Raw genomic sequence first — 24,239 nt, forward strand, 5'->3', positions numbered from 1 at the left:
TTCCAGTTAGCTGGCGCGAAGGGCCGCGAGCAGGCCATCGACCGGTTGAAAACGAACATCCAGTTCGGCGAGCAGCACGCTCTGCATGTCCTTGCGAAAGACGTCGAGCCACGCGGCCGACGTTTCCCCAGCCGGGAGCTCCGCTCCCGCGGCACCTTCCGCGGCGTTCTCCGCGGTCTGGCGCAGTTGTTCGAAATGCGCGCCCAGCAGCTTGGGCGCGGCCGCCAGCAGCGCGTGTTCGCGCGGACTCAGCGCCACTTCCATCGCCGCATCGACTGACGCGAGCCGCGCCATCTCCGCATCTTTCGCGGCGAGCCGGTCGCGCAACCTGCCGCGCAACCGCCCGGTGGCGGCCTGCATCGCGCGCTGATGGGTGAGATAGCGCTGGCGGACGATGGCGGCGTCGATGCCGATCTCGTCCTGCGCGGCGGCCGGCGACAGCGCCCGGTCGCCCACAATGGCCTGGGCCAGCGCGGCGCGCGTGCGGGCGCACTCCTCGGCGTCCTCGTCGGTGAAGGGCGCGCCATCCGCCAGCACCGGCCGGCCGTCCAGCGCCGTGGACAGCGCAATGGACTGCTTCCAGTCGAGCCATTGGCTCAACCGGTCCGGCAGGGGAGGCGGGGAGGCCGGGGCGCCGGCGTCCGTCAGGCTGGCTAGCAGGCGGATGAACGTCGGGCCGCGGACGGGCGTCCGGTGGAGGGCTTGCACCATGCGGCTGGGTAAAAAAAGACGACGATTCTACACGTGGGGTGGGACGCGTCGATTAACAGCAGGGGGCGAAGTCGCCGAATGGCAATGCAAATTATTGATTGGCATTGCTTTTGCCCGCCGCGACCGCGCCACCTGGCTCGAGCATGGCAATCGTCCCCGGCCATCGCTTCACCGGCTTGGCCGGGCCATCCGGCGGGTCATCGCGGACACGGCGCGATGTGCCGCTCCGGGTAACGGTTTCCTGAAACGGCCATGCCCGGTCAGCAGAAGCGCCGCAGCAGGGAGCTGACCGCATGGGCGAAGCAGCTACACTCGGCCGCCGTTACATGGATGGAGCTGCCCGATGGAGGCCGCGAAGCAAACGCCGGCGTTGCACGGCGAGGCGCGCGATGAAACCTGAAGACCTGCAGCGCCTGGTCACCGTCACCATGCCCTATGGCCGCTACCAGGGCCGCCTGATCGCCGACCTGCCGGGCGCCTACCTGGCCTGGTATGCGCGCAAGGGTTTCCCGCCCGGCGATCTCGGCAACCTGCTCGCGCTTGCGCTGGAAATCGATCACAACGGCCTGAAGCGGCTGCTCGATCCCTTGCGGAAGCGCTCATAAATGGATGCCGCGATGAAGCGATGGCGTGTCGTTCTTGGCGTGGCCCTGGCGCCTGCGGTGCTGCCGCTGGCTTATGCGCTGGCGTCGCTGCTGCTTTCGGGGTACGTGTTCGATGCGCCGGGGCATCTGGATAAGTTCTTCCTCGAAATAGCTGCTATTGCGATCGTCTGCTACGTGGCCAGCTATCTGCTCGGCGCGCCTGTGGTGATTGGGCTGGTGCTGGCGCGCCGCTTGAGCGTCCTGCCTTGTGTTTCGCTGAGCGCCCTGGTCGGGGCGGTGGCGGCGGTGCTGGTCTACCTGCACTACCGGGAGGGCGGCGTGGAAAGCGGGCTCGCCGCCCTGCTGGGAGCCTGCGCCGCCGTGCTGGTGTCCACGGTCTTCTGCGCGCTTGCCGGCGTGCCCTGGCGACGCCGCACCATCGCCGCGGCGGCTTGATGCTGCCGCGCGTCGCGGATCGATATTCGCAATTAATTACTTGGATGTAATTAATTGCGCCGTCCGCATTTATATTTTACGAATAAAGCCATAAGCTTTTGATGCGCCGGTAAATGCACTCGCATTGCATCGATATAATGCGTTTTCTCGCCTAAGTCATTTCACCAGGCCTTGATTTATCTCCGATGGATTCGTGATTTGAATCACGGGATTTTCTGTTGACGCCCCAAGACGTCGCGCCCTAGGTTTATTGAATTCATCAGTCGGGAGCTGATGAATGATCCTGTGACTCGCGCGGCAATTACTTGCGCACTTCCAGAGGGCGGAAGTGCGTATTTCGTGCAGAAGATGGGGCAGGGGCTGCAACGCGCCTCGGATCGCTCGGCAATTCCGGAAAACACAAAAGCTGCCGTGCCCAAGCACGGTTTTCATTGATGAGGGTTCACGCAACCCCACGGGGTTCGTTTGTCCTCAAAATCCTTCGGAGTATTCCATGCCAAGTCATTTCCGCCATAAAGCCATGCAGAACGGTGATTCCTTGAAACGCCAAGGGCTGGCCAGCCGGATCCGGTGCGTGCTGGGTCTGTCCGTGCTGGTTGCGGCATCGGGTCTATGCGTGATGCCACCCGCCAGCGCGGCCGATGCCGGCGTCGTCGCCGTTGGCTCCGTGGCAACCCATCATGTGCCGCTGGCCGTACGCAATGGCGCGGCGCCGCTGATCAGCAACCTGGATACGAGCAAGCACCTCAAGCTCGCCCTCAGCCTGCAGCCGCGCAACCAGGCCGAACTCGACCAGCTGCTGCGCGACCTGCAGGATCCGCACAGCCCGCAATACCACCAGTACCTCAGCGTCGAGCAGTTCACCGCGCGCTTCGCGCCGACGCAGGATGACTACGACACCGTCGTCGCCTGGGCGCAGGCCAATGGCCTGACGGTCACCGGCACCACGGCGAACCGCCGCCTGGTCGACGTCGAAGGCCCGGTCGATACGATCAATCGCGCCTTCCAGGTAAAGATGGGCAACTACGCGCATCCGACCGAGAGCCGCACCTTCTTCGCCGCCGACCGCGAACCCGTGCCGGCCGGCCTGAGCGTGCCGCTGCTGCACGTGTCGGGACTGGACAACTTCCGCCTGCCGCACACCAACTATCACAAGAAGGCGGATGCGGCGCCGGTGCAGCACGGCGGCTCCGGCCCCGGCGGCGAATTCCTGCCCAGCGACATGCGCACGGCCTATTACGGCAGCGGCTCGCTGACCGGTTCCGGGCAGACGGTGGGCATCTTCTCGTTCGACGGCTACGTCACCAGCGACATCTCGCTGTACTACACCAAGACGGGCATGTCCTCGAGCGTGCCGGTCAGCAACGTGCTGGTCAGCGGCTTCGACGGCAAGTGCGGACACGTCGGCGGCAGCTGCGACGACGGCGAGCAGATCCTCGACATCGTCAACGTGATCGGCATGGCGCCGGGCCTGACCAAGGTGCTGTTCTATGAAGGCGACAGCGCCACCGACATCCTCAACAAGATGGTCTCGGACAATCAGGCCAAGGTGCTGAGCTGCTCCTGGGGCGGCGGCGATTTCAACAATGCCACCGACGATCCGATCTACCAGGAAATGGCGGCGCAGGGCCAGACCTTCGTCAACGCGACCGGCGACAGCGGTTCGTACAACGCCTCGTCGAGCGCCTACGATCCGCCCTCGGCCGACTCCAACGTGCTGGAAGTGGGCGGTACCGACCTGACCACCAGCAGCAGCGGCGCCTGGTCGGCGGAAACGGCGTGGTCCGATGGCGGTGGCGGCTATACCAGCGCTTCCGGCGAAAGCACGCCCAGCTACCAGAAGCTGGCCGGCGTGATCACTTCGGCGAACAAGGGTTCGACCACCTATCGCAACGATCCGGACGTGGCGGCCGAAGCGAATTTCGACAACCCGACGGTGAGCAACGGCACCTTCGAAACCGGCTATGGCGGCACCAGCTTCGCCGCGCCGCGCTGGGCGGGCTTCCTGGCCCTGGTGAACCAGCAGGCGGTGGCGAACGGCCACTCGACGGTGGGCTTCGTCAACCCGGCCATCTACAACGTCGGCATCGGCACCAGCTACACCAGCAACTTCCACGACGTGACCAGCGGCAGCAACGGCTTCAGCGCCGTGGCCGGCTATGACCTGGCCACCGGCTGGGGCAGCCCGCAGGCCGCGCTGGTCGCTTCGCTGGCCGGCTCCGGCGGCGGTGGCGGCAGCACGCCGGTGGCGAACTTCGGCGACACCATCAGCGGCCTGACGGTGAACTTCACCGACAGCTCGACCGATACGGGCGGCACCATCAGCACGTATGCCTGGGACTTCGGCGACGGCGGCACCTCCACCAGCAAGAACCCGAGCCACACCTACGCCGCGGGCGGCACCTACAACGTCAAGCTGACCGTCACCGACAACCTCGGCGCCAGCAACAGCAAGACGCAGGCGGTAACGGTGAGCGGCGGCGGTGGTGGTTCCTCGCAGCTGCTGGGCAACACCGGCTTCGAAAGCGGTGCGGCCTCGCCGTGGTCGATGAGCTCCGGCGTGCTGTGCAGCAACAGCAGCTGCTCCGGCCAGACCGCGCATGCCGGCACCTGGTTCGCGTGGATGAACGGCTATGGCTCCAGCCACACCGACACGGTGTCGCAGTCCGTGGCCATCCCCAGCGGCAAGACCACCGCCACTTTGCAGTACTACCTGCATATCGACACGGCGGAGACCACCACCAGCACCGCCTACGACACGCTGAAGGTGCAGGTGCTCAACAGCTCCGGCACCGTGCTGGCCACCCTGGCGACGTACTCCAACCTCAATGCCGCCAGCGGCTACACGGTGCATACGGCGAACCTTGCGCCGTACATCGGGCAGACGGTGACGATCAAGTTCACCGGCACCGAGGATTCCTCGTTGCAGACTTCGTTCGTGCTGGACGATGTGACCTTGAACGTGCAGTGAGTTCGCGCTGCCGATCGCTGCGTGCAATTCGCGGCGGTTGTTGAAGAGAGAGCCCGGCCGCACGGCCGGGTTCTTTTTTGTCAGCCCAAAGGACGGTTGGCAGGGGCGTGACTCTACAGGCTTGACTCTGGACCTTGATCAATGGTCTAGACTTTCCCCATGGACACCCAAACCCCCACCCTCACCATCGGTGCCGTCGCCAAGCGCGTCGGCGTGAATATCGACACCATCCGCTTCTACGAGCGCGAAGGGCTGCTGCCGGAGCCGGTGCGCCGGGCCTCCGGCTACCGCAGCTACGACGAAGGCGCGGTGCGGCAGTTGCGCTTTATCCGGCGCGCCAAGGACCTGGGCTTCACGCTGGAGGAGATCCGCGACCTGCTGGCGCTGTCGGCGGACCGGCATCGCGGCGTGAAGGCGGTGAAGAAGCGGGCGGAGGCGCGGCTGGCCGCGATCGATGCGCGCATCGCCGAACTGACGCGGGTGCGCGACGGGCTGGAGGAATTGATCGAGGCCTGCCCGGGGCACGGCTCGCCGGACCAGTGCCCGATCCTGCGCGCGCTGTCGGACGATGAGGACGAGGCATGAGCGCGCAGGAGAAGGCTTGTTGCGGTTCGCATGCCAAGGAGCCGGAAGGGGTGGCCGCGGAGTCGGCAGCGGCGAGTTGCTGTCACGCCCAATCGTTGGCCCATGAAGATCATGCGCAGCACGATCACAGCCATCATGGCCACCCGCACGACCACCACGCGCACCACGCCGTGAAAGACCCCGTCTGCGGCATGTCCGTCGATCCGCACACCGCCAGGCACCGCGCGGACTTCGAAGGCCACACCTACTACTTCTGCGCCGCGCGCTGCCGCGAAAAATTCCTCGCCGACCCGGCCAGCTATCTGGGCGAACGCCCCAAGCCGCCCGCCGCGCCGCCCGGCACCATCTACACCTGCCCGATGCATCCGGAAGTGCAGCAGGTCGGCCCCGGCGATTGCCCCAAGTGCGGCATGGCGCTGGAGCCGATGATGCCCAGCCTGGACGAGGACGACGGCGGCGAACTGCGCCATCTGTCGCGCCGCTTCTGGACGCTGGTGGCGCTGACCCTGCCGGTGTTCCTGCTGGCGATGGGCCCGCACCTATTTGGCTGGCATCTGCCGACGCCGTGGGATGGCGTGGCGGCGTGGACCGAGGCGCTGCTGTCCAGCGTGGTGGTGCTGTGGGGTGGCGCCTCGTTCTTCGCGCGCGGCTGGCGTTCGCTGCGGCCGTGGTCGCCGAACATGTACACGCTGATCGCGCTGGGCACCGGCGTGGCCTGGGTTTACAGCATGGTGGCGTTCTTCCTGCCCGAGGCGTTCCCCGATGGTTTTCGCGATGCGCACGGCCGGGTGGGCGTGTATTTCGAATCCGCCGCGGTGATCGTCACCCTGGTCACGCTCGGCGATTTCCTCGAGCTGCGCGCGCGCCGCCGCACCGGTGCCGCCTTGAAAGCGCTGCTCGGCCTGGCGCCGAAGACGGCGCGCCGCGTCAACGCCGACGGCAGCGAACACGACGTGGCACTGGAAGACGTACAGGCCGGCGACATGCTGCGCGTGCGGCCCGGCGAGAAGGTGCCGGTGGATGGCGTGGTGCTGGACGGCACCAGCCACGTCGACGAAGCCATGCTGACCGGCGAACCGCTGCCGGTCGCCAAGCGCGCGGACGATCGCATCACCGGCGGCACCGTCAATCAGGATGGCGCGCTGACCATGCGTGCGGAAAAGGTCGGCGCCGACACCCTGTTGTCGCGCATCGTGGCCCTGGTGGCGCAGGCGCAGCGCAGCAAGGCGCCGCTGCAGCGCGTGGCCGACCGCGTGGCCGCGTGGTTCGTGCCGGCGGTAGTGGCGGTGGCCGTGCTGGCCTTCGCCGCCTGGGCCGTGTGGGGGCCGGAGCCGCGGCTGGCGCATGCGCTGATCGCGCTGGTGTCGGTGCTGATCATTGCCTGTCCGTGCGCGCTGGGCCTGGCCACGCCGATCTCGATCATGGTGGCCAGCGGGCGCGGCGCACACGAAGGCGTGCTGTTCAAGGACGCGGCGGCGATCGAAAGGCTGCGCGACGTCGACACCCTGGTGCTGGACAAGACCGGCACGCTCACCGAGGGCAAGCCTGCGCTGCAGGATGTGGTGAGCACCGGCGCGCTGCCGTGGGATCAGCTGCTGGCCGTGGCCGCGGCGCTGGAACGCCCCAGCGAGCATCCGCTGGCGCGCGCGATCCTGGCCGGCGCCGCGGCGCGCGGCGTCAAGGTGCCGGAGGTGGAAGCGTTCCGCACGCTTACCGGCGGCGGCGTGCAGGGCAGGGTGGCCGGGCGCGACGCGGCGCTGGGCAATGCGCGCCTGTTCGAAAGCTTGAGGATCGCCATCGGCGACGAAGCGCGGCAGCGCGCCGACGCCATGCGCAAGGACGGCGCGACGGTGATGTTTCTCGCCGTGGACGGCGCACTCGCCGGCCTGCTGGCGGTGGCCGACCGGTTGAAGCCGAGCACGCCGCCGGCGATCGCGGCGCTGCATGCGGCCGGCCTGCGCATCGTGATGCTTACCGGCGACAACGCCGTCACCGCGCAGGCGGTGGCGAAGACGCTGGGCATCGACGCGGTGCACGCCGATGTCTCGCCGGCCGACAAGGCCGCGGTGGTCAATGCGCTGCGTGCCGAAGGAAGTCGCGTGGCGATGGCCGGCGACGGCATCAACGACGCGCCCGCCCTGGCCGCGGCGGATATCGGCATCGCCATGGGCGGCGGCACCGACGTGGCGATCGAGAGCGCGCAGCTGACCCTGGTGAAGGGCGAGCTGACCGCGATCCTGCGCGCGCGTGCGCTGTCGCAGGCGACGGTGGCGAATATCCGCCAGAACCTGTTCTTCGCCTTCGTCTACAACGCGCTGGGCGTGCCGCTGGCGGCGGGCGTGCTGTATCCGTGGCTGGGCCTGACCCTGTCGCCGATGGTGGCGGCGCTGGCGATGAGCCTGTCGTCGGTGTCGGTGGTGGGTAATGCCTTGCGGCTGAGCCGGCAGCGCGCGTAACGGGCGCCCAACATCGCTGCCTTCAAGCGTGCGGCATCGTTGGGGTTCGCCTAGGGCTCACCCCAACCTACGTGGCGCAGTCCATCCAGATGCAGCAGTTCCACGCCGCTGCGCGTCACCCGCAGCAGCCCCGCATCGCGGAACCGCGCCAGCAGGCGGCTGACCGTTTCGGTGGCCAGGCGCAGGTGGTTGCCGATGTCGGCGCGCGACATCGGCAGCGGCAGCAGGGCGCCGGTGTCGCCCAGTGCTCTGCGGCGTTCGTGCAGGTCGACCAGGAAAGCCGCCATGCGCTCGTCGGCCGAGCCGCCGGCGGCGTCCAGGTGCTGGCGGTGGACCAAGCGGCTCATCGCGCACAGCAGGTGCGCCTGCACTTGCGGCTGGCGGGTGGCGAGATCGCGCAGCGCGGCGAACGGAAAGCGGCAGCATTGGGTGCGCCCCAGCGCGACCGCGGCGCTGTCGTGCTGGCCCTGCCAGATGGCGTCCAGCCCGAACAGCTCGCCGGGAAGGTGAAACGCCAGCACGCGCTCGCGGCCGGCGCGGTCCACCGACACCGTCTTGGCCATGCCCGATTGCACCGCGTACACCGCATGGAAGGGCGTGAGCGGGCGGTACAGATATTCGCCGTCGCGCAGCAGGCCGACGCGCTCGGCGATGCAGCGCAGGCCATGCAGCTCCGGCCGGCCGTAGCCGGCGGCCTGGCAGGCCGGGAGATGGGCGCAGCCGGTGCAGCGGGTAGGGGCGGCTGCGGCCGGCGGCGTCTGGATGGCAAAGGCGACGGACATGGCGGCGGCTCCCTCGTTGCGCGACGCCGTTCATGATGAGCCGGCGGTGCCGCGGCGCCATGCCCGTGTGCGCTTATGCCGCGCGGCTTTGCGCCGCGGCCGTGGTCAGGAGGACACCGGAACGGGAGCGGCGGGTCATGAAGCCGCCAGCCGGCTGAAGTATCCTTGCGAGCCATCTGCCGCGATCCCAGGCGTGGCGTCCGTCTCCTGCCATCCGCAATCGGTTCCCCCATGAGCGACCAGTCTTCTTCCACTCCCCGCGCCGCCGAGCCCGAGCCGCGCCGCCCCAGCGTCGGCGTGCGCATCGGCAAGGTGACGGTGGGCGGCGGCGCGCCGATCGTGGTGCAGTCGATGACCAACACCGACACCGAGGACCCGGCCAGCACCGCGAAGCAGATCGCCGAGCTCGCGCGCGCCGGCTCCGAGCTGGTGCGCATCACGGTGAACACCCCGGCCGCCGCCGCGGCGGTGCCGCGCATCCGCGAGCGGCTGGACATGATGGGCGTGGAAGTGCCGATCATCGGCGACTTCCACTACAACGGCCACCAGCTGCTGGAGCAGGAACCCGCCTGCGCCGAGGCGCTGGCCAAGTACCGCATCAATCCCGGCAACGTCGGCTTCGGCAAGAAGAAGGACAGCCAGTTCGCCGCCATCATCGAAAAGGCCATCCAGTACCGCAAACCCGTGCGCATCGGCGCCAACTGGGGCTCGCTGGACCAGAGCATGGTGGTCGCGCTGATGGACGAGAACCACGCGCGCGCCGAACCCTGGGACGCCGCGCTGGTGGCGCGCGAGGCGCTGATCCGTTCCGCTGTCGATTCGGCCATCCGCGCCGAAGAGATCGGCCTGCCGCGCGAGCGCATCATTCTTTCCTGCAAGGTTTCCGGCGTGCAGGAACTGATCGCCGTCTACCGCGACCTGGCCCGGCGCTGCGACTACGCCCTGCACCTGGGCCTGACCGAGGCCGGCATGGGCTCCAAGGGCATCACCGCCTCCAGTGCCGCGCTGGCGGTGCTGCTGCAGGAAGGCATCGGCGACACCATCCGCATCTCGCTCACGCCCGAACCCGGCGCTCCGCGCACCGGCGAAGTGGTGGTGGCGCAGGAACTGCTGCAGACCATGGGCCTGCGCGCATTCACTCCGCTGGTCACCGCCTGCCCGGGCTGCGGCCGCACCACCAGCGAGTTCTTCCAGGAGCTGGCCAAGACCGTGCAGTCGCACGTGCGCGAGCGCATGCCGGAGTGGCGGGTGAAGTACGACGGCGTGGAGAACCTCACCCTGGCGGTGATGGGCTGCGTGGTGAATGGCCCGGGCGAATCCAAGCACGCCAATATCGGCATCTCGCTGCCGGGCAATGGCGAGGCGCCGGCGGCGCCGGTGTTCATCGACGGCGAGAAGGCCATGACCTTGCGCGGCGAGCGGATTGCCGAGGAGTTCATCGGCATCCTGGACGACTACGTAGCCAGGCGCTACGCCGCGCGCGGCGCCTGAAGCGCGGGAGCGGATGCCCTTGCACGATCGTCCGCACGCCGAAGACACCATCCTCGAGGTCTGGCACGGCAACGCCGCGCCATGGACCGATGCCGTGCGCGAGCGGCGTATCGAAAGCCGCCGGCTGGTGACCGACCGCGCCATCGTCGACGCCGTGCTGTCGCGTCGGCCGCGCAGCGCGATCGATCTGGGCTGCGGCGAAGGCTGGCTGGCCCGTGCGCTGGCGGAGCATGGCGTCGACGTGCTGGGTGTGGATGCGGTGCCCGCGTTGATCGACGCCGCACGGGCGCAGGGCGGCGGACGGTTCGAAGCCATGAGCTACGCGCAGATCGCCGCCGGCGAGCTGCATGGGAAAGCCGACGTGGCGATCTGCAATTTCTCCCTGCTCGGCAAGGAGTCGACCGAGGCCGTGCTGACCGCGGTGCCGCGGCTGCTCGAACCGGGTGGCGCGCTGCTGGTGCAGACGCTGCACCCGGTGGTTGCCTGCGGCGAGCTGCCGTACCGCGACGGTTGGCGCGAAGGCTCGTGGGCCGGCTGCGGCGAGGGCTTCGGCCAGGCCGCACCCTGGTATTTCCGCACGCTCGGCGGCTGGGTCGATACGTTCCTGGCCTGCGGCCTGCGCGTGGCGCGCATCGAGGAACCGCTGCATCCGCACAGCGGGCGGCCGGCGTCGATCATCTTCGCGCTCGAAGCTGCCACGTCCTGACGCACGTTGCTTCGCCGGCGATTGGCGGTAAGCTCGCGGCTCTCGTTCCCGGGACGGAGTTTCCCGGGGCGGCAAGGGGAAGTCGGATGAGACTGAAGCCTCAAGTACGCACCGTGCTGGCGTACGTGATCGTGTCCAGCCTGTGGATCTGGTTGTCCAACCGCGTATTGCGCCTGCTGGTGGAAGACCCCGACACGCTCAGCCTGATGCAGAGCCTGAAGGGCACGCTGTTCGTCATCGTCACCGGTGCCTTGCTCTACGTGCTGATCGACCGCGACCTGCGCGGCATGACACGCGCCAATCGCCTGCTGCTCAAGGGCAACGAACAGGCCCTGCGCGCGCTGGTCCATGCCATGGACATCCGCCACAAGGAAACCAGCGACCACTCCGACCGCGTCATGCGCATGACCGTGGCGCTGGCCCGCCTGGCCGGACTGCGTGGCGAGGAGCTGCGCAAGGCGCGCTTCGGCGCGCTGCTGCACGATATCGGCAAGCTGGCGCTGCCGGACGCGATCCTGATCAAGCCCGGCCCGCTGAGCGAGGAAGAGATCGCGGTGATGCGCACCCATCCGCAGGTGGGCTACGAGCTGCTGCAGCAGGTGGATTTCCTGCGCGATGCCGCGGAGATTCCATATAACCACCATGAGCGCTGGGATGGCGGCGGCTATCCGCGCGGTTTGCGCGGCGAGGCGATTCCGCTGGTGGCGCGGGTGTTCAGCGTGGTGGATGTGTGGGATGCGCTGAGTTTTCCGCGGGTGTACAAGCCGGCGTGGCCGGAGGACGAAGTGATTGCCTATCTGCGCAAGATCGCGGGGAGCCAGCTGGATCCGGCGGTGGTGGAGTTGTTTCTCGCGAATTATGAGGACATCAAGCGGGTGGGGCTGGCGGATTAGTTCCAGTTGGAATTCCTTCTCCCATCGGGAGCACGCGGGGAGGGCACAGGGATGTGCCCGGCTTTGAGGAGCGAGGAAGGTTCCGGCAGGCGGATGAGGGTTCGGCCGGAGTCGTGCACATCACTCTTGCGCTTCGCCCGCACCCTCACCCCAACCCCTCTCTCCCACGGGGACTACCTTCGGGTCGCCGGAGGGAGAGGGGCTCGATCAAGCGGCCTTGCCTGCGTTGAATGTCCGCCGGTAATTCGCCGGCGAGGTGCGGAACGCGCGCTGGAAATGCTGCCGCAGCGTCACCGGCGAACCCAGCCCCACCGCGCTGGCGATGCGATCCAGCGGCAGTGCGGTCGTCTCCAGCAGGCGCTGTGCTTCGCTGAGCCTTTGCGCCATCAGCCAGTCGCCGAAGCTGCTGCCGGTGAGCTGGCGGAAATGCCGGGTGAAGCTGCGCCGGCTCATCGCCGCGCGCTCGGCGATCTCGTCGAGGTTATGCGGCTGCTGCAGCTTGCGGCGGATCTCGTCGAGCAGCTTCGCCATGCGCTCGTCCCCGGCCATGCTCGGCACCGGCTGCTCGATGAACTGCGCCTGCCCGCCATGGCGGAACGGCGACACCACCATGCGCCGGGCGATGCGGTTGGCGCTCTCGCTGCCCAATAGCTGGCGCACCAGGTGCAGGCAGCAGTCGATGCCGGCGGCGGCGCCGGCGGAGGTGACCACCTGGCCGGCGTCCACATAGAGCACGTCCGGGTCGACTTCGGTGGCGGGGAAGCGCTCGGCCAGCTCGCCGGTGGCGATCCAGTGCGTGGTGGCGCGCCGGCCATCCAGCAGGCCGGCATGGCCGAGCACGAAGGCGCCCATGCACAGGCCGACGATGCGCTTGCCGCGCGCGGCGGCGCGGCGCAGCGCTTCCAGCAGGGCTTCCGGCGGGCGCTCCTCCGCGCTGCGCCACGAGGGCACGATCACGATGTCCGCGTTGCGCAATTCCTCCAGCCCGTAGTCGGTGGCGATCAGGAAGCCCGAGGCGCTGCGCACGCGCTTGCCCTCGGCCGAGCACACGCGCAGGCGGAACGGCGATTGCTCGTCGCGCAGCACCGCGGCGAACACGCCGCAGGGCACCGAAAGATGGAAGGGCAGGATGTCGTTGAACGCCACGACGGCGATGCGGATCTTGCGCATGGGGAATTCCGGTTGGCCCGATCGCATCGATCATTGTCCTTCAGGCCACTCCCGCGCAAGTGGCCCGGAGCGCAGCATGTGCACACCTTTTCCACCCCAAGGAGCCGTGCCATGACTGCCACCCAACCCCGCCGCGCGCTGATCGTCGTCGACGTGCAGAACGAATATTTCGACGGCAACCTGCAGATCGAATACCCGCCGGTGTCCGACAGCCTGCCGAAGATCGTCCGCGCCATGGACGCCGCCACCGCCGCCGGCATTCCGGTGGTGGTGATCCGCCAGGATTCGCCCGCCGATGCACCGGCCTTCGCCGAAGGCAGCCACGGTTGGCAGCTGCATGCGGAAGTGGAACGCCGCCGGCGCGACGTGCTGTTCGGCAAGCCGCTGCCGAGCGCCTTCGCCGGAACCGGCCTGGGCGAATGGCTGCAGGCGCGCGGCATCGACACGCTCACCGTGGTGGGCTACATGACCCACAACTGCAACGACACGACGATCAAGCATGCGTTCGATCGCGGCATCGAGGTGGAATTCCTGCACGATGCATCCGGCGCGGTGTCGTATGCCAACCGTGCGGGCTATGCGACGGCCGAGGAAATCCATCGCGTGTTCGCGGTGGTGGAGCAGTCGCGTTTCGCGGCGGTGCTGAGTGTTGAGGAGTGGGAGCGTTGCCTGGACACCGGCGAAGCGCCGGTGCGGGAGAACATCCTGGATTCGTATGCGAATGCGCGGAAGTTGCGCGAGGCAAAGGCGGCGTAACGCGCTTGCTCCCTCTCCCCTCCGGGGAGAGGGCCGGGGTGAGGGGCCGGGCGGAGCGTAGAAGCGAGAGCGGACAACGAGCCACGCCCTGTCGATCTTCCGCCGCGAGCACCCGCCCCTCATCTGCCTGCCGGCATCTTCTCCCCGGAGGGGAGAAGCGATTCACTTAGCTTCCTTTGCGCAACCCCGCCATCGTCTCTTCCACCAACGGCGTGAATTCCTTCCAGCTCCCGGGCTGCCCCGGCAATTTCACCAGCTGCCTTACCGTCTTCAGGAACGTGTCGCGCGGATACTCCACCGCCCCAAGACTCAACAGATGGTTGTTCGTCACCTGCGCATCGATCAACGGATAATCCCACCGATGCAGCAAGCGCCCCAGCGCCAGCAAGGCCAGCTTCGACCCACCGCTCTCGCGGCTGAACATCGACTCCCCGCAGAACAAGCGCCCCACGGTCACGCCGTAGATCCCGCCGACCAGCCGCTCGCCTTCCCACACTTCCACGCTGTGCGCATGCCCCATCTCGTGCAACTGTGTGTACGCCTCCGCCATCGCCGGCACGATCCACGTACCCAGCTGCCCGGAACGCGGCGCGGCGCAGGCTTCGACGGTGGCGCGGAAGGCATGGTCCAGGGTGATGCGCCAGGGTTTGCGCCCGATCTGGCGGCGCAGGCTGCGGTTGGCCAGCAAGCGGTCGGTTTGGAACACGCAGCGCGGATCCGGCGACCACCACAGGATCGGCTCGTCCTCGTTGTACCAGGGGAAGATGCCGCCCGCGTACGCGGCCAGCAGCCGGCGCGGCGTGAGATCGCCGCCGAAGGCGAGCAAGCCATTGGGGTCGGCCATGGCGCGGCCGGGATCGGGAAACTGCTCGGGATGGGCGGCGTCGAGCAGGGGCAGGCGGATCATGGTCAGGCGTCGCGGTGGGCGTACGGGCTGTGTTCGAGCAGGTCGGCGGCGTAAGCGTCAACTGCTTCGGCCTCGCGCGCAAGCGCGGCGTGCACGGCCTTGCGGAAGCTGCCGTCGGCCAGGTAATGGCGCGAATGCGTGCGCACCGGCAGGAAGCCGCGCGCCAGTTTGTGTTCACCTTGGGCGCCGGGTTCGAAGCGCTGCAGGCCGGCGCGGATGGCGTGCTCGATGCCCTGGTAGTAGCACAGCTCGAAATGCAGCCCCGGCACCTCGACGCGGCTGCCCCAGTAGCGGCCGTACAGCGCTTCGCCGCTTTGCAGGAACAGCGCCATCGCGGCCATGCGCTCACCCTCCCAGGCCAGCGCCAGATGCGTGGCGGCGCCGAGTTCGCCTTCGCCCAGGGCATGGAAGAAATCGCGCGTCAGTGCGGCGTGGTTGCCCTTGGCGTCGAAGGTGCCCTCGTACAGGCGGTGCGCCTGCCGCCATTCGTCCGCGCCCAGGCTGTCGCCGCGGCGCACTTCCAGCCGCAGGCCGGCGCGCGCCACCTGGGCGCGCTCCTGGCGGATGTTTTTCCGTTTCTTGTGATTGAGCGCGGCGAGGAAATCGTCGAAGCCGCCATAGCCACGATTGGGCCAATGGAATTGCACGTCCGAACGTGCCAGCCACTGGTCGTCGAAGGCGGGCAGGTCGTCCGGCGCCAGGAAGTTGGCGTGGATGGACGACAGGCCATGCGCGTCGGCCAGCTGGCGCATCGCCCGCACCAGGGTTTCGCGCCGCTGCGGTGCTTGCGGGCCATCGCCGGCCAGCAATCGGGCCCCAGGCACGGGCGAGTAGGGCACCGCATTGAGCAGCTTGGGGTAGTAATCGCCACCCGCGCGTTCCCACGCCGCGGCCCAGCTCCAGTCGAACACGAACTCGCCGTGCGAATTGCCTTTCACGTAGAGCGGCGCCGCGGCGACCAGCCGTTCGTCCTCGTACAGGCCCAGGTGGTGCGCCTGCCAGCCCCAGTCCTCGCGGATGCAGCCGGTGCGCTCCAGCGCGGCGAGGAAGGCGTGTGAGAGGAAAGGATTGCCGTCGGTGCGCAGGGCATCCCACGCGGCGGCGGGCAGCTCTTCGATGCGCGGATGGAAACGGGCTTCGAGCATGCCGGACCGGTCGGCGGCCATCGGCGAGCGATGGCCGCGCGTCATTCAGTGCACCGCCGGCAGGCGGGCCGCGATGCGTTCGACGAAGGCATCGGGACGGCCGTAGTCCTGGTGGTGCGGCAGCACGTGGCGCACGCCCTGGACGTCCAGCACCAGGGTGGGGAAACCCTGGCCGCCCACTTCGCCGAGCAACTGGCGGCTGGCGGTGACGTGTTCGATCGTCTCGGCGCCGCTTGCGCTGGCGAAGGCCTCGGCGAACCGCGCGGCATCCAGGCCGATCTCTTCCGCCAGTTCGGCCAGCACGTCGGCTTCCACCACGCGCAGGCCGCGCTGGTAGTGCGCATGCTGGATCGCCACCAGCATCGGATAGCCGGCCTGCGGATGGAGCCGTTCGGCCGCCAGCACCGCCGCGATCGGCGGCAGCGAATACAGCACCGTGCCTTGCTCGGCCAGCAGGCCTTCGGTGTAGGCGTCGCCGAACGGCTGGCCGCTGATCTCCTCGATGCGCTCGTCGGCGCGCACGATGTGCTCGGCCATCGCCGGGGTCAGTTCCTGCGGCTCGGCAAACAGCGCGCCGCCGTGCAGGCGCAGGGCCAGGCGGTCGCCGAGCATGGCGACCGCGGCGCTGACCAGCGGCTGGGCGCCATAGCACCAGCCGCACAGCGGGTCGTGGATGTAGTGCAGGGTGGCGTGGCTGGCGCTCATCAGGCGGCCGGGGTCTGCTGGTCCAGCCAGCGCTCGGCGTCCAGCGCGGCCATGCAGCCGAAGCCGGCCGAGGTGATCGCCTGGCGGTAGACGTGGTCGGCCACGTCGCCGGCGGCGAACACGCCCGGCACCGAGGTCATGGTGGCCATGCCTTCCTGGCCGCTGTGGATCTTGATGTAGCCGTCGTGCATGTCCAGCTGGCCCTCGAAGATGCCGGTGTTCGGCGTATGGCCGATGGCGACGAAGAAGCCGGTGGCCTGGATGTCGCGGGTGGCGCCGCTGTTGACGTCCTTCACGCGCACGCCGGTGACGCCGCTGCTGTCGCCCAGCACTTCGGCCACGGTGTGGTTCCACACCAGCTCGATCTTGCCGGCGGCGGCCTTCTCGAACAGCTTGTCCTGCATGATCTTTTCCGCGCGCAGCTTGTCGCGGCGATGCACCAGGGTGACCTTGCTGCACAGGTTGGACAGGTACAGGGCCTCTTCCACGGCGGTATTGCCGCCGCCGATCACCACCACTTCCTGGCCGCGGAAGAAGAAGCCGTCGCAGGTGGCGCAGGCGGACACGCCCTTGCCCTTGAAGTGCTGCTCGCTCTCGATGCCCAGGTACTTGGCGGTGGCGCCGGTGGCGATCACCAGGGCGTCGGCGGTGTACTCGCCGGAATCGCCCTTGAGGCGGAACGGGCGCTGGCTCAGGTCCGCGCTGTGGATATGGTCGAACACCATCTCGGTCTCGAAGTGCTCGGCATGCTCGGCCAGGCGCTGCATCAGCTCCGGACCCTGCACCGCCTTGTCGCCCGGCCAGTTCTCCACGTCGGTGGTGGTCATCAGCTGGCCACCCTGCTGCAGACCGGTCACGAGGGTGGGCTTCAGGTTGGCGCGGGCAGCGTACACGGCCGCGGTGTAGCCGGCGGGGCCGGAACCGAGGATCAGCAGGCGGCTGTGCTTGGGGGTGCTCATGGTTATAATCCTTGGGTGTTATCAGCAGCTTGGAATTGCTATTCGATCCGGCCTTTACGGCCGTTTCCTCACACCGGTTCAAGGCTCCGGCGAAAGGTTGGAGCCCGACAGAATGGGGAAGACGGGTGCGCGATTCAAGGCAGCTGAACCGGCAACCGGAGGTTGGCGGGCCCTGGGGCCCGGCCCCTGCGGACCGGGCCGCGGGGGGCGGTATCGAGGTATCTGGAGTCCTGGCCTTTGCCCAGGCGACGCAGTAGAAGCAGGTCCCTAGGACCGGCACGCGAGGAATACGGTGGCGCGTAGCGCGAACGTCAAGAAAGACAAGAACAAGGAACCCAGCGGCCTCAGCGAGGAGCTGAAGCGCCGCCTGCGCGAGGCCGGCGCGCTGCTGCTGCTGCCGCTGGCGCTCTATCTGCTGGTCTGCCTGTTCAGCTACAACGACCAGGACCCGAGCTGGGGTCATGCCAGCACGGTGGAGCACGCGCGCAACTTCGGCGGCGCCGTCGGCGCCAATATCGCCAACCTGCTGCGCTACATCTTCGGCCTGGTCGCCTACTGCTTCCCGCTGCTGCTGCTGGGCCTGGGCGTGCAGGTGCTGCGCCACCGCGGCGTGCGCACGGTGCAGCCGTGGGAGCCCTCGCTGCGGCTGATCGGCTCGGTGTTCTTCTTCATCACCGCGCCGGCCCTGCTGTACCTGAAGTTCAGCGACGAGCCGGTGCTGCCCCAGGGCGTGGGCGGCATCATCGGCATGTGGGTGGGCCGCGGCCTGCTGCAGGCTTTCGGCGGCACGGGGGCGCCGCTGCTGCTGCTGGCGATCTTCCTGATCGCGGTGACCCTGGCCACCGGCCTGTCCTGGTTCAAGCTGATGGACCTGACCGGGCAGGGCATGCTGAAGATCGCCGGCTGGTTCGGCGGCAAGCTCAAAGAAGCCCCCGAAGTGCTGGCCGCGCGCCAGGCGCGCGCCGAGCGCGAGGTGGTCAAGAAGGTCGAGGCCGTGAAGCAGGCCAAGCGCGAGCCGGTGCGTATCGAAGCACCGCCGCCGCCGGCGCCCAAGAGCGAGCGCGCCCGCGTCGAAACGCAGATCCCGCTGTTCACCGGCGCCTCCGAGGCCGGCGAGCTGCCGCCGCTGTCGCTGCTGGACGAGGCGCCGCCGCAGGGCCCGGGCTATTCCGAAGAGACCCTGGAAGTGCTGTCGCGCCAGGTCGAGCTGAAGCTCAAGGATTTCCGCATCGAGGCCAAGGTGGTGGGCGTGTATCCCGGCCCGGTGATCACCCGCTTCGAGCTGGAACCCGCCGCCGGCGTGCGCGGCTCGCAGGTGTCGAGCCTGGACAAGGACATCGCGCGCGGCCTCTCCGTGGTGAGCGTGCGCGTGGTCGACGTGATCCCGGGCAAGAACGTGATCGGCCTGGAGATTCCCAACGCCAAGAAGCAGATCGTGTACCTGTCGGAGGCGCTGCGCTCTGAGAAGTACGACCAGATGAAATCGCCGCTGGCGCTGGCCCTGGGCAAGGATATTGCCGGCCGCCCGGTGGTGGCCGACCTGGCCAAGATGCCGCACCTGCTGGTGGCCGGCACCACCGGCTCGGGCAAGTCGGTGGCGGTGAACGCGATGGTGCTGAGCCTCTTGTACAAGGCCAGCCACAAAGACGTGCGCATGATCATGATCGACCCGAAGATGCTGGAGCTCTCGGTCTACGAGGGCATCCCGCACCTGCTGGCGCCGGTGGTCACCGACATGAAGGAAGCCGCCAACGCGCTGCGCTGGTGCGTGGCCGAGATGGAGCGCCGCTACAAGCTGATGGCCGCGGTGGGCGTGCGCAACCTGGCCGGCTTCAACAAGAAGGTGAAGGACGCCGAGAACGCCGGCCAGCCGCTGCTGGATCCGCTGTTCCGCCCGAACCCCGAGATGCCGAACCTGGCGGCCGAGCCGCTGGAGCCGCTGCCGTACATCGTGGTCATCATCGACGAATTCGCCGACATGATGATGATCGTCGGCAAGAAGGTGGAAGAACTGATCGCCCGCCTCGCGCAGAAGGCGCGCGCCGCCGGCGTGCACCTGGTGCTGGCCACGCAGCGCCCGTCGGTGGACGTGATCACCGGCCTGATCAAGGCCAATATCCCCACCCGCATCGCGTTCCAGGTTTCCTCCAAGATCGACTCGCGCACCATCCTTGACCAGTCCGGCGCCGAGACCCTGCTGGGCCACGGCGACATGCTCTACCTGCCGCCCGGCACCGCCACGCCGGAGCGCGTGCACGGCGCCTTCGTCGACGACCACGAGGTGCACAACGTGGTGGCGTGGCTGCGCGCGCAGGGTGCGCCGCAGTACATCGAGGGCGTGCTGGAAGAAGTGCAGGCCACCTCGGACGGCAAGTTCATCAACGACTCCGGCCTGCCGCAGGACGGCGAGGAAGGCGGCGATGCCGACGCGCAGCTGTACGACAAGGCGGTGCGCATCGTCACTGAGTCGCGCCGCGCGTCCATTTCCGGCGTGCAGCGCCATCTGCGCATCGGCTACAACCGCGCCGCGCGCCTGATCGAGCAGATGGAGCAGGACGGCGTGGTCAGCGCGCCGCAGCACAACGGCAACCGCGAAGTGCTGGCGCCGCCGCCGCCGAAGTAAACCATTAAGCGATGTCGGCGCAGACTGCGCCGCCATCCGCGACACGAAACAGGGACCTTATGAACCGCTTCCTCGCCCTCTGCGCCGCGCTGGCCCTCACCGCCGCCGGCGCCGTCCACGCCGCCGCCGGCCCGGCCCGCGCGCGCCTGGACACCTTCGCCACCGGCCTGCATGCGCTGACCGGCCAGTTCACCCAGATCCTCACCGACGCCAACGGCAACAAGGGCAAGAGCAGCTCCGGCACCTTGTCGCTGGAAGCGCCGCGCCAGTTCCGCTGGGAAACGCTCGCCCCCTACAAGCAGACCATCGTCGCCGACGGCAGCCGCGTATGGCTGTACGACCCGGACCTGGAGCAGGTCACCGTGCGCGTGCAGAGCACCGAGGAGGCGCACAGCCCGCTCACCGTACTCACGGACCTCAAGCAGATGGACCGCGACTTCAAGGTGACCGAGCAGGGCGAGCACGACGGCCTGGCCTGGCTGCGCCTTACCTCCACCGCCAAGGACCCGCAGTTCGACTACGCGGACCTGGGCTTCGATGCCAACGGCCTGGCGCGCATGACCTTCCGCGACCAGCTCGGCGCGGTCACCGAGATCCGCTTCGCCAACTGGCAGCGCAATCCCGCCATCCCGCCGGCCACGTTCAACTTCGTGCCGCCGAAGGGCGCCGACGTGATCGGCGACGCGCCGGTGATCCAGACGCAGCCGCTGAAGGACTGACGCTTCCTCCATGCTGCGCCAGCTGCCGCGCTGGGCCTGGATCGGCGGAGGGCTGCTGGCCTTTATCGCCGGCATGATCAACGCGGTGGGCTTCATGGGTTTTCGCCATCAGGCGATCACGCATCTGACCGGCACCGCCACGTTGATGGGCGTGGCGGCCGCCGAAGGCAACCGCGGCGAGCTGTTGCACTGGGCGCTGGCGATCCTGGCGTTTCTCGTTGGCGCGGTATTGAGCGGCTTTATCGTGCAGCAGCACACGCTGAAGCTGGGGCGGCGCTATGGCGTGGCCTTGATGGTCGAATCGGCCTTGCTGTTCGCCGCGGTGCCCTTGATCCACGCCGGCAACGATGCGGGGCTGTATCTCGCGTCGATCGCCTGCGGTTTGCAGAACGCCATGGCCAGTACCTATAGCGGCGCGACGTTCCGCACCACGCATCTGTCGGGCATCTTCACCGACCTCGGTATTTATCTCGGCCAGCGCCTGCGCGGGCTGGACGTAGACCGCCTGCGCATCCAGGTCTGCGTGTTGGTGGCCGGCAGTTTTATCGCGGGCAGTGCGGTGGGGGCGTTGGCGTTCGGGGTGATGGCGGAGCGTACGTTGTTGTTGCCGGCGGTGATGACGGGTGTGGTTGGGCTGGTCTATGCGATCTACCGTCACCGCCACTTGGTCGATTAGAAGGCGGCGCCTCGCCATTGCCGTCATCCCGGCGCAGGCCGGGATCCAGTGGCGACAAGGCGCGAGGTTGCAAGAGCATGAGCAGCTTCTGGCGGCCGTTGCCTGCCCCGACGGTGCCGTTACTGGATCCCGGCCTGCACCGGGATGACGATGCGGCGAAGCCGTTTGCTTAGGGCATTCCGCGTCCCCAGGCCTCCCCGCGCTATCATGGCGTCCTATGTCCGCCCGCGGTTCCTCCCCCGACCTCTTCCCCGAATCCGACGAGCTCAAGCCCCTGGCCGAGCGCATGCGTCCGCGCGGCCTCGACGAGATCGTCGGCCAGCAGCGCGTGCTCGCGCCCGGCAAGGCGTTGCGCCGCGCACTCGAAGCGGGCCGCGTGCATTCGATGGTGCTGTGGGGCCCGCCCGGTTGCGGCAAGACCACCGTGGCCCTGCTGGTGGCGCGCTATGCCGACGCCGATTTCCGCGCGATTTCCGCCGTGCTGTCGGGCCTGCCGGAAGTGCGCAAGGCCTTGGCCGAGGCGGAGGCGAACTTCGCGCAGGGGCGGCGCACCGTGCTGTTCGTCGACGAGGTGCACCGCTTCAACAAGGCGCAGCAGGATGCCTTCCTGCCGCATATCGAGCGCGGCGTGATCATCTTCGTCGGCGCCACCACCGAGAACCCGTCGTTCGAACTCAACTCCGCCTTGCTGTCGCGCTGCCGCGTGCACGTGCTGGAAGCGGTGTCGGCGGACGATATCGTCGGCGCGCTCAAGCGTGCGCTGGAAGACAGCGAGCGCGGGCTGGGCGGGCAGGGGCTGAGCATCGGCGACGCATCGCTGCAGCTGATCGCCCGCGCCGCCGACGGCGACGTGCGCCGCGCGCTCACCTTGCTGGAAATCGCCGCCGAGCTGGCCGAGGACGGCCGCATCGACGAAGCCACGCTGGAGCAGGTGCTGGCCGACCGCACGCGCCGCTTCGACAAGGGCGGCGAGCAGTTCTACGACCAGATCTCGGCGCTGCACAAATCCGTGCGCTCCTCCGACCCCGACGCCGCGCTGTACTGGATGTGCCGCATGCTCGACGGCGGCGTCGATCCGCTGTATCTGGCGCGCCGCATGACCCGCATGGCGGTGGAAGACGTGGGCCTGGCCGAGCCGCGCGCCTGGCGCATGGCGCTGGATGCCTGGGACACCTATGAGCGCCTGGGCAGCCCGGAAGGCGAGCTGGGCCTGGCGCAGCTGGCGATCTGGCTGGCGATGGCGCCCAAGAGCAATGCCGCCTACACGGCCTACAACCAGGCGCGCGCGACGATCCGCGAAACCGGCACGCTGGACGTGCCCATGCATCTGCGCAATGCGCCGACCAGGCTGCTGAAGGGGCTGGGCTACGGCCAGGGCTACCAGTACGACCACGATGCCGAAGGCGGCATCGCGCTGGGCCAGCAATGCCTGCCCGATGCGCTCGACGGCACCGTGTTCTACGAGCCGGTCGAGCGCGGCCTGGAATTGAAGCTGCGCGAGAAACTGCTGAGCCTGCGCGAAGCGCGGCGGCAGGCGCGCGGCAAGTAAGCGGTCTTTCTTCGGCGTTCCGCGCGGGCGCCGCCGTTCTGCCGTAGCCTGAGGCCATCGCATGTCCATCGTCTGGTACTTCGACTTCGTCTCCCCGTTCGCCTGGCTGCAGTGGCCGCGCATCGAGGAGCTGATGCGCACGCACGAGGTGAGCTTGCGCCCGATCCTGTTCGCCGGCGTGCTCGACCGCGTCGGCCAGAAGGGGCCGGCGGAGATTCCCGCCAAGCGCGAATTCATCTATCGCCACGTGCTGTGGCGTGCGCGCGAGGCGGGGCAGCCGCTGCGCTTTCCGCCGGCGCATCCGTTCAATCCGCTGGCCGCGCTGCGCCTGTGCATTGCGGCCGGCAGCGATGCACGCGCCACCGGCGCGATCTTCGAGTGGATCTGGGGACAGGGGCAGGTTGGCGACACGGCCGAAGCGCTCGCGCCGGTTGCGCAGGAGCTGGGCATTGCGGATGCCGCCGCGGCGATTGCCGACCCCGCCGTGAAAGCGCAGCTCAAAGCCAACTTCGACGCGGCCATGGCCGACGACATCTTCGGCGTGCCCACCCTGGCCATCGACGGCCGCCTGTTCTGGGGCGGCGACGCGCACGACTTCGCGCTGGCCTGCCTGCGCGATCCGGCGCTGTGGGACGAAGCGGAAATGCACCGCGTCGCCACTTTGCCGATCGGCGCCTCGCGCCTTTGAGCGCAGCCTGCTGCGAGCACCCTTGCGGGGCTTGCGCGCGCAGGCATAGATTCCGGCCACCGCAGCGCTTCTAACCGGGGGAGGGACGGATATGCGCGTACTGGTGGCTGCCTTGATCGGCGGCATCGTGATGTTTATCTGGGGCGCCGTGGCACATATGGCGCTGGGCCTGGGCGAAACCGGCATACGCCAGCCGGCGGCGGAAAACGTGGTGCTGGACAGCCTGCATCAGGGGCTGGGGATGCAGGCCGGTGTCTATATCCTGCCGTCGTTCGATCCCGCCAGGATGTCCGACGAGGCCGCCGTCAAGGCTTATTCGGAAAAGGCCAAGTCCTCGTCGTACGCCTGGATCGTCTATATGCCGCAGGGCGACGATCTGATGCAGATGGGCCCGCAGCTGGGCCGGCAATGGGCCTCGGACACCTTGTCCGCCCTGGCCCTGGCCTTCGTGATGGGCCTGGCCGCCTTCGGCTTCCGCAAGCGCCTGGGCATCGCGGTGGCGGCGGCGTTGTTCGCCTGGCTCAGCTCCATGGTGCCGTACTGGAACTGGTACCGCTTCCCGCTGGACTTCACCCTGGCCGCCCTGGTGGAGCAGGTGATCGGCTGGCTGCTGGCCGGCGCCGCCATGGCGTGGTGGCTGGGCCGCGCGGAACGGCGCGTCGTTTAAGCCGGACCGCATCACAGGCCGCGGCGGGCGAGGGCGCGCC

The 24,239-nt window shown here is 68.4% G+C and carries 22 protein-coding genes; 15 read left to right on the forward strand and 7 right to left on the reverse strand.

The window, feature by feature from the left end; genetic code table 11:
• Positions 1-6: 6 nt before the first annotated feature.
• Positions 7-711 carry a DUF3348 domain-containing protein gene (locus tag FHW84_RS15460; protein WP_167256868.1) on the reverse strand — a complete coding sequence of 235 codons (705 nt, stop codon included), beginning with the start codon at positions 709-711 and terminating at the stop codon, positions 7-9.
• Between the two features lie 389 nt (positions 712-1,100).
• Here FHW84_RS15460 and FHW84_RS15465 point away from each other — a divergent pair, with 389 nt between their 5' ends.
• From FHW84_RS15465 to FHW84_RS15485, 5 genes are all read left to right on the forward strand, one after another.
• Positions 1,101-1,316 (forward strand): DUF3820 family protein, encoded by a 216-nt coding sequence (locus tag FHW84_RS15465; RefSeq protein WP_167256869.1) that lies wholly within the window; start codon positions 1,101-1,103, stop codon positions 1,314-1,316.
• Between the two features lie 12 nt (positions 1,317-1,328).
• Complete coding sequence (locus FHW84_RS15470) at positions 1,329-1,751, forward strand: hypothetical protein (RefSeq protein ID WP_167256870.1); 423 nt, start codon at positions 1,329-1,331, stop codon at positions 1,749-1,751.
• 574 nt (positions 1,752-2,325) lie between these two features.
• The gene (locus FHW84_RS15475) at positions 2,326-4,722 is read left to right on the forward strand and encodes a protease pro-enzyme activation domain-containing protein (protein ID WP_167256871.1); all 2,397 of its coding nucleotides are present in this window, start codon (positions 2,326-2,328) and stop codon (positions 4,720-4,722) included.
• A gap of 159 nt (positions 4,723-4,881) precedes the next feature.
• The gene (locus tag FHW84_RS15480; RefSeq protein WP_167256872.1) at positions 4,882-5,307 is read left to right on the forward strand and encodes a heavy metal-responsive transcriptional regulator; all 426 of its coding nucleotides are present in this window, start codon (positions 4,882-4,884) and stop codon (positions 5,305-5,307) included.
• Complete coding sequence (locus tag FHW84_RS15485; RefSeq protein ID WP_167256873.1) at positions 5,304-7,763, forward strand: heavy metal translocating P-type ATPase; 2,460 nt, start codon at positions 5,304-5,306, stop codon at positions 7,761-7,763. The genes FHW84_RS15480 and FHW84_RS15485 overlap by 4 nt, the downstream gene beginning before the upstream one ends.
• A gap of 50 nt (positions 7,764-7,813) precedes the next feature.
• On the opposite strand, the gene FHW84_RS15490 is transcribed toward FHW84_RS15485, so the two are convergent.
• Complete coding sequence (locus FHW84_RS15490) at positions 7,814-8,545, reverse strand: helix-turn-helix domain-containing protein (RefSeq protein WP_167256874.1); 732 nt, start codon at positions 8,543-8,545, stop codon at positions 7,814-7,816.
• 231 nt (positions 8,546-8,776) lie between these two features.
• Between FHW84_RS15490 and ispG the strand changes: the two genes are divergently transcribed.
• From ispG to FHW84_RS15505, 3 genes are all read left to right on the forward strand, one after another.
• A complete protein-coding gene (gene ispG / locus FHW84_RS15495; RefSeq protein ID WP_167256875.1) occupies positions 8,777-10,036 on the forward strand; it encodes a flavodoxin-dependent (E)-4-hydroxy-3-methylbut-2-enyl-diphosphate synthase in 1,260 nt (419 codons plus the stop codon).
• 19 nt (positions 10,037-10,055) lie between these two features.
• Positions 10,056-10,742, forward strand: a complete 687-nt coding sequence (locus FHW84_RS15500; protein WP_243868138.1) for a methyltransferase domain-containing protein — start codon at positions 10,056-10,058, stop codon at positions 10,740-10,742.
• An 86-nt stretch (positions 10,743-10,828) separates the two neighbouring features.
• Positions 10,829-11,635, forward strand: coding sequence for an HD-GYP domain-containing protein (locus FHW84_RS15505; RefSeq protein WP_208399817.1), 807 nt, complete (start codon positions 10,829-10,831; stop codon positions 11,633-11,635).
• A gap of 207 nt (positions 11,636-11,842) precedes the next feature.
• On the opposite strand, the gene FHW84_RS15510 is transcribed toward FHW84_RS15505, so the two are convergent.
• The gene (locus FHW84_RS15510; protein ID WP_167256877.1) at positions 11,843-12,805 is read right to left on the reverse strand and encodes a helix-turn-helix domain-containing protein; all 963 of its coding nucleotides are present in this window, start codon (positions 12,803-12,805) and stop codon (positions 11,843-11,845) included.
• Between the two features lie 111 nt (positions 12,806-12,916).
• Here FHW84_RS15510 and FHW84_RS15515 point away from each other — a divergent pair, with 111 nt between their 5' ends.
• Entirely contained in the window at positions 12,917-13,561 is a 645-nt protein-coding gene (locus tag FHW84_RS15515) for a cysteine hydrolase family protein (RefSeq protein WP_167256878.1), read from the forward strand.
• Positions 13,562-13,727: 166 nt separating this feature from the next.
• On the opposite strand, the gene aat is transcribed toward FHW84_RS15515, so the two are convergent.
• The 4 genes from aat to trxB are packed head-to-tail and all read right to left on the reverse strand — an operon-like array spanning position 13,728 to position 17,277.
• Positions 13,728-14,468, reverse strand: coding sequence for a leucyl/phenylalanyl-tRNA--protein transferase (aat, locus tag FHW84_RS15520; RefSeq protein ID WP_167256879.1), 741 nt, complete (start codon positions 14,466-14,468; stop codon positions 13,728-13,730).
• 2 nt (positions 14,469-14,470) lie between these two features.
• Positions 14,471-15,613 (reverse strand): GNAT family N-acetyltransferase, encoded by a 1,143-nt coding sequence (locus FHW84_RS15525; protein WP_167256999.1) that lies wholly within the window; start codon positions 15,611-15,613, stop codon positions 14,471-14,473.
• A gap of 45 nt (positions 15,614-15,658) precedes the next feature.
• Positions 15,659-16,318, reverse strand: a complete 660-nt coding sequence (locus FHW84_RS15530; protein ID WP_167256880.1) for a DsbA family protein — start codon at positions 16,316-16,318, stop codon at positions 15,659-15,661.
• A complete protein-coding gene (trxB, locus tag FHW84_RS15535) occupies positions 16,318-17,277 on the reverse strand; it encodes a thioredoxin-disulfide reductase (protein WP_167256881.1) in 960 nt (319 codons plus the stop codon). The genes FHW84_RS15530 and trxB overlap by 1 nt, the downstream gene beginning before the upstream one ends.
• Before the next feature lie 292 nt (positions 17,278-17,569).
• On the opposite strand from trxB, the gene FHW84_RS15540 reads away from it, so the two are divergent.
• The 6 genes from FHW84_RS15540 to FHW84_RS15565 all read left to right on the forward strand — a co-directional run bounded on the left by FHW84_RS15540 (position 17,570) and on the right by FHW84_RS15565 (position 24,199).
• The gene (locus tag FHW84_RS15540; protein WP_167256882.1) at positions 17,570-19,900 is read left to right on the forward strand and encodes a DNA translocase FtsK; all 2,331 of its coding nucleotides are present in this window, start codon (positions 17,570-17,572) and stop codon (positions 19,898-19,900) included.
• A gap of 59 nt (positions 19,901-19,959) precedes the next feature.
• On the forward strand, positions 19,960-20,619 hold the full coding sequence (gene lolA / locus FHW84_RS15545; protein WP_167256883.1) for an outer membrane lipoprotein chaperone LolA: 660 nt from the start codon (positions 19,960-19,962) through the stop codon (positions 20,617-20,619).
• A 10-nt stretch (positions 20,620-20,629) separates the two neighbouring features.
• Positions 20,630-21,295, forward strand: a complete 666-nt coding sequence (locus FHW84_RS15550) for a YoaK family protein (RefSeq protein WP_167256884.1) — start codon at positions 20,630-20,632, stop codon at positions 21,293-21,295.
• Positions 21,296-21,512: 217 nt separating this feature from the next.
• Positions 21,513-22,844: a replication-associated recombination protein A gene (locus tag FHW84_RS15555; protein ID WP_167256885.1), complete on the forward strand. Its 1,332-nt coding sequence runs from the start codon at positions 21,513-21,515 to the stop codon at positions 22,842-22,844.
• Positions 22,845-22,905: 61 nt separating this feature from the next.
• Positions 22,906-23,532 carry a DsbA family protein gene (locus tag FHW84_RS15560; protein ID WP_167256886.1) on the forward strand — a complete coding sequence of 209 codons (627 nt, stop codon included), beginning with the start codon at positions 22,906-22,908 and terminating at the stop codon, positions 23,530-23,532.
• A 91-nt stretch (positions 23,533-23,623) separates the two neighbouring features.
• Entirely contained in the window at positions 23,624-24,199 is a 576-nt protein-coding gene (locus tag FHW84_RS15565) for a hypothetical protein (protein WP_167256887.1), read from the forward strand.
• The last annotated feature ends 40 nt before the right edge of the window (positions 24,200-24,239 follow it).

Source organism: Dyella sp. SG562 (assembly GCF_011759495.1).
Classification (GTDB): Bacteria; Pseudomonadota; Gammaproteobacteria; order Xanthomonadales; family Rhodanobacteraceae; genus Dyella_D; species Dyella_D marensis.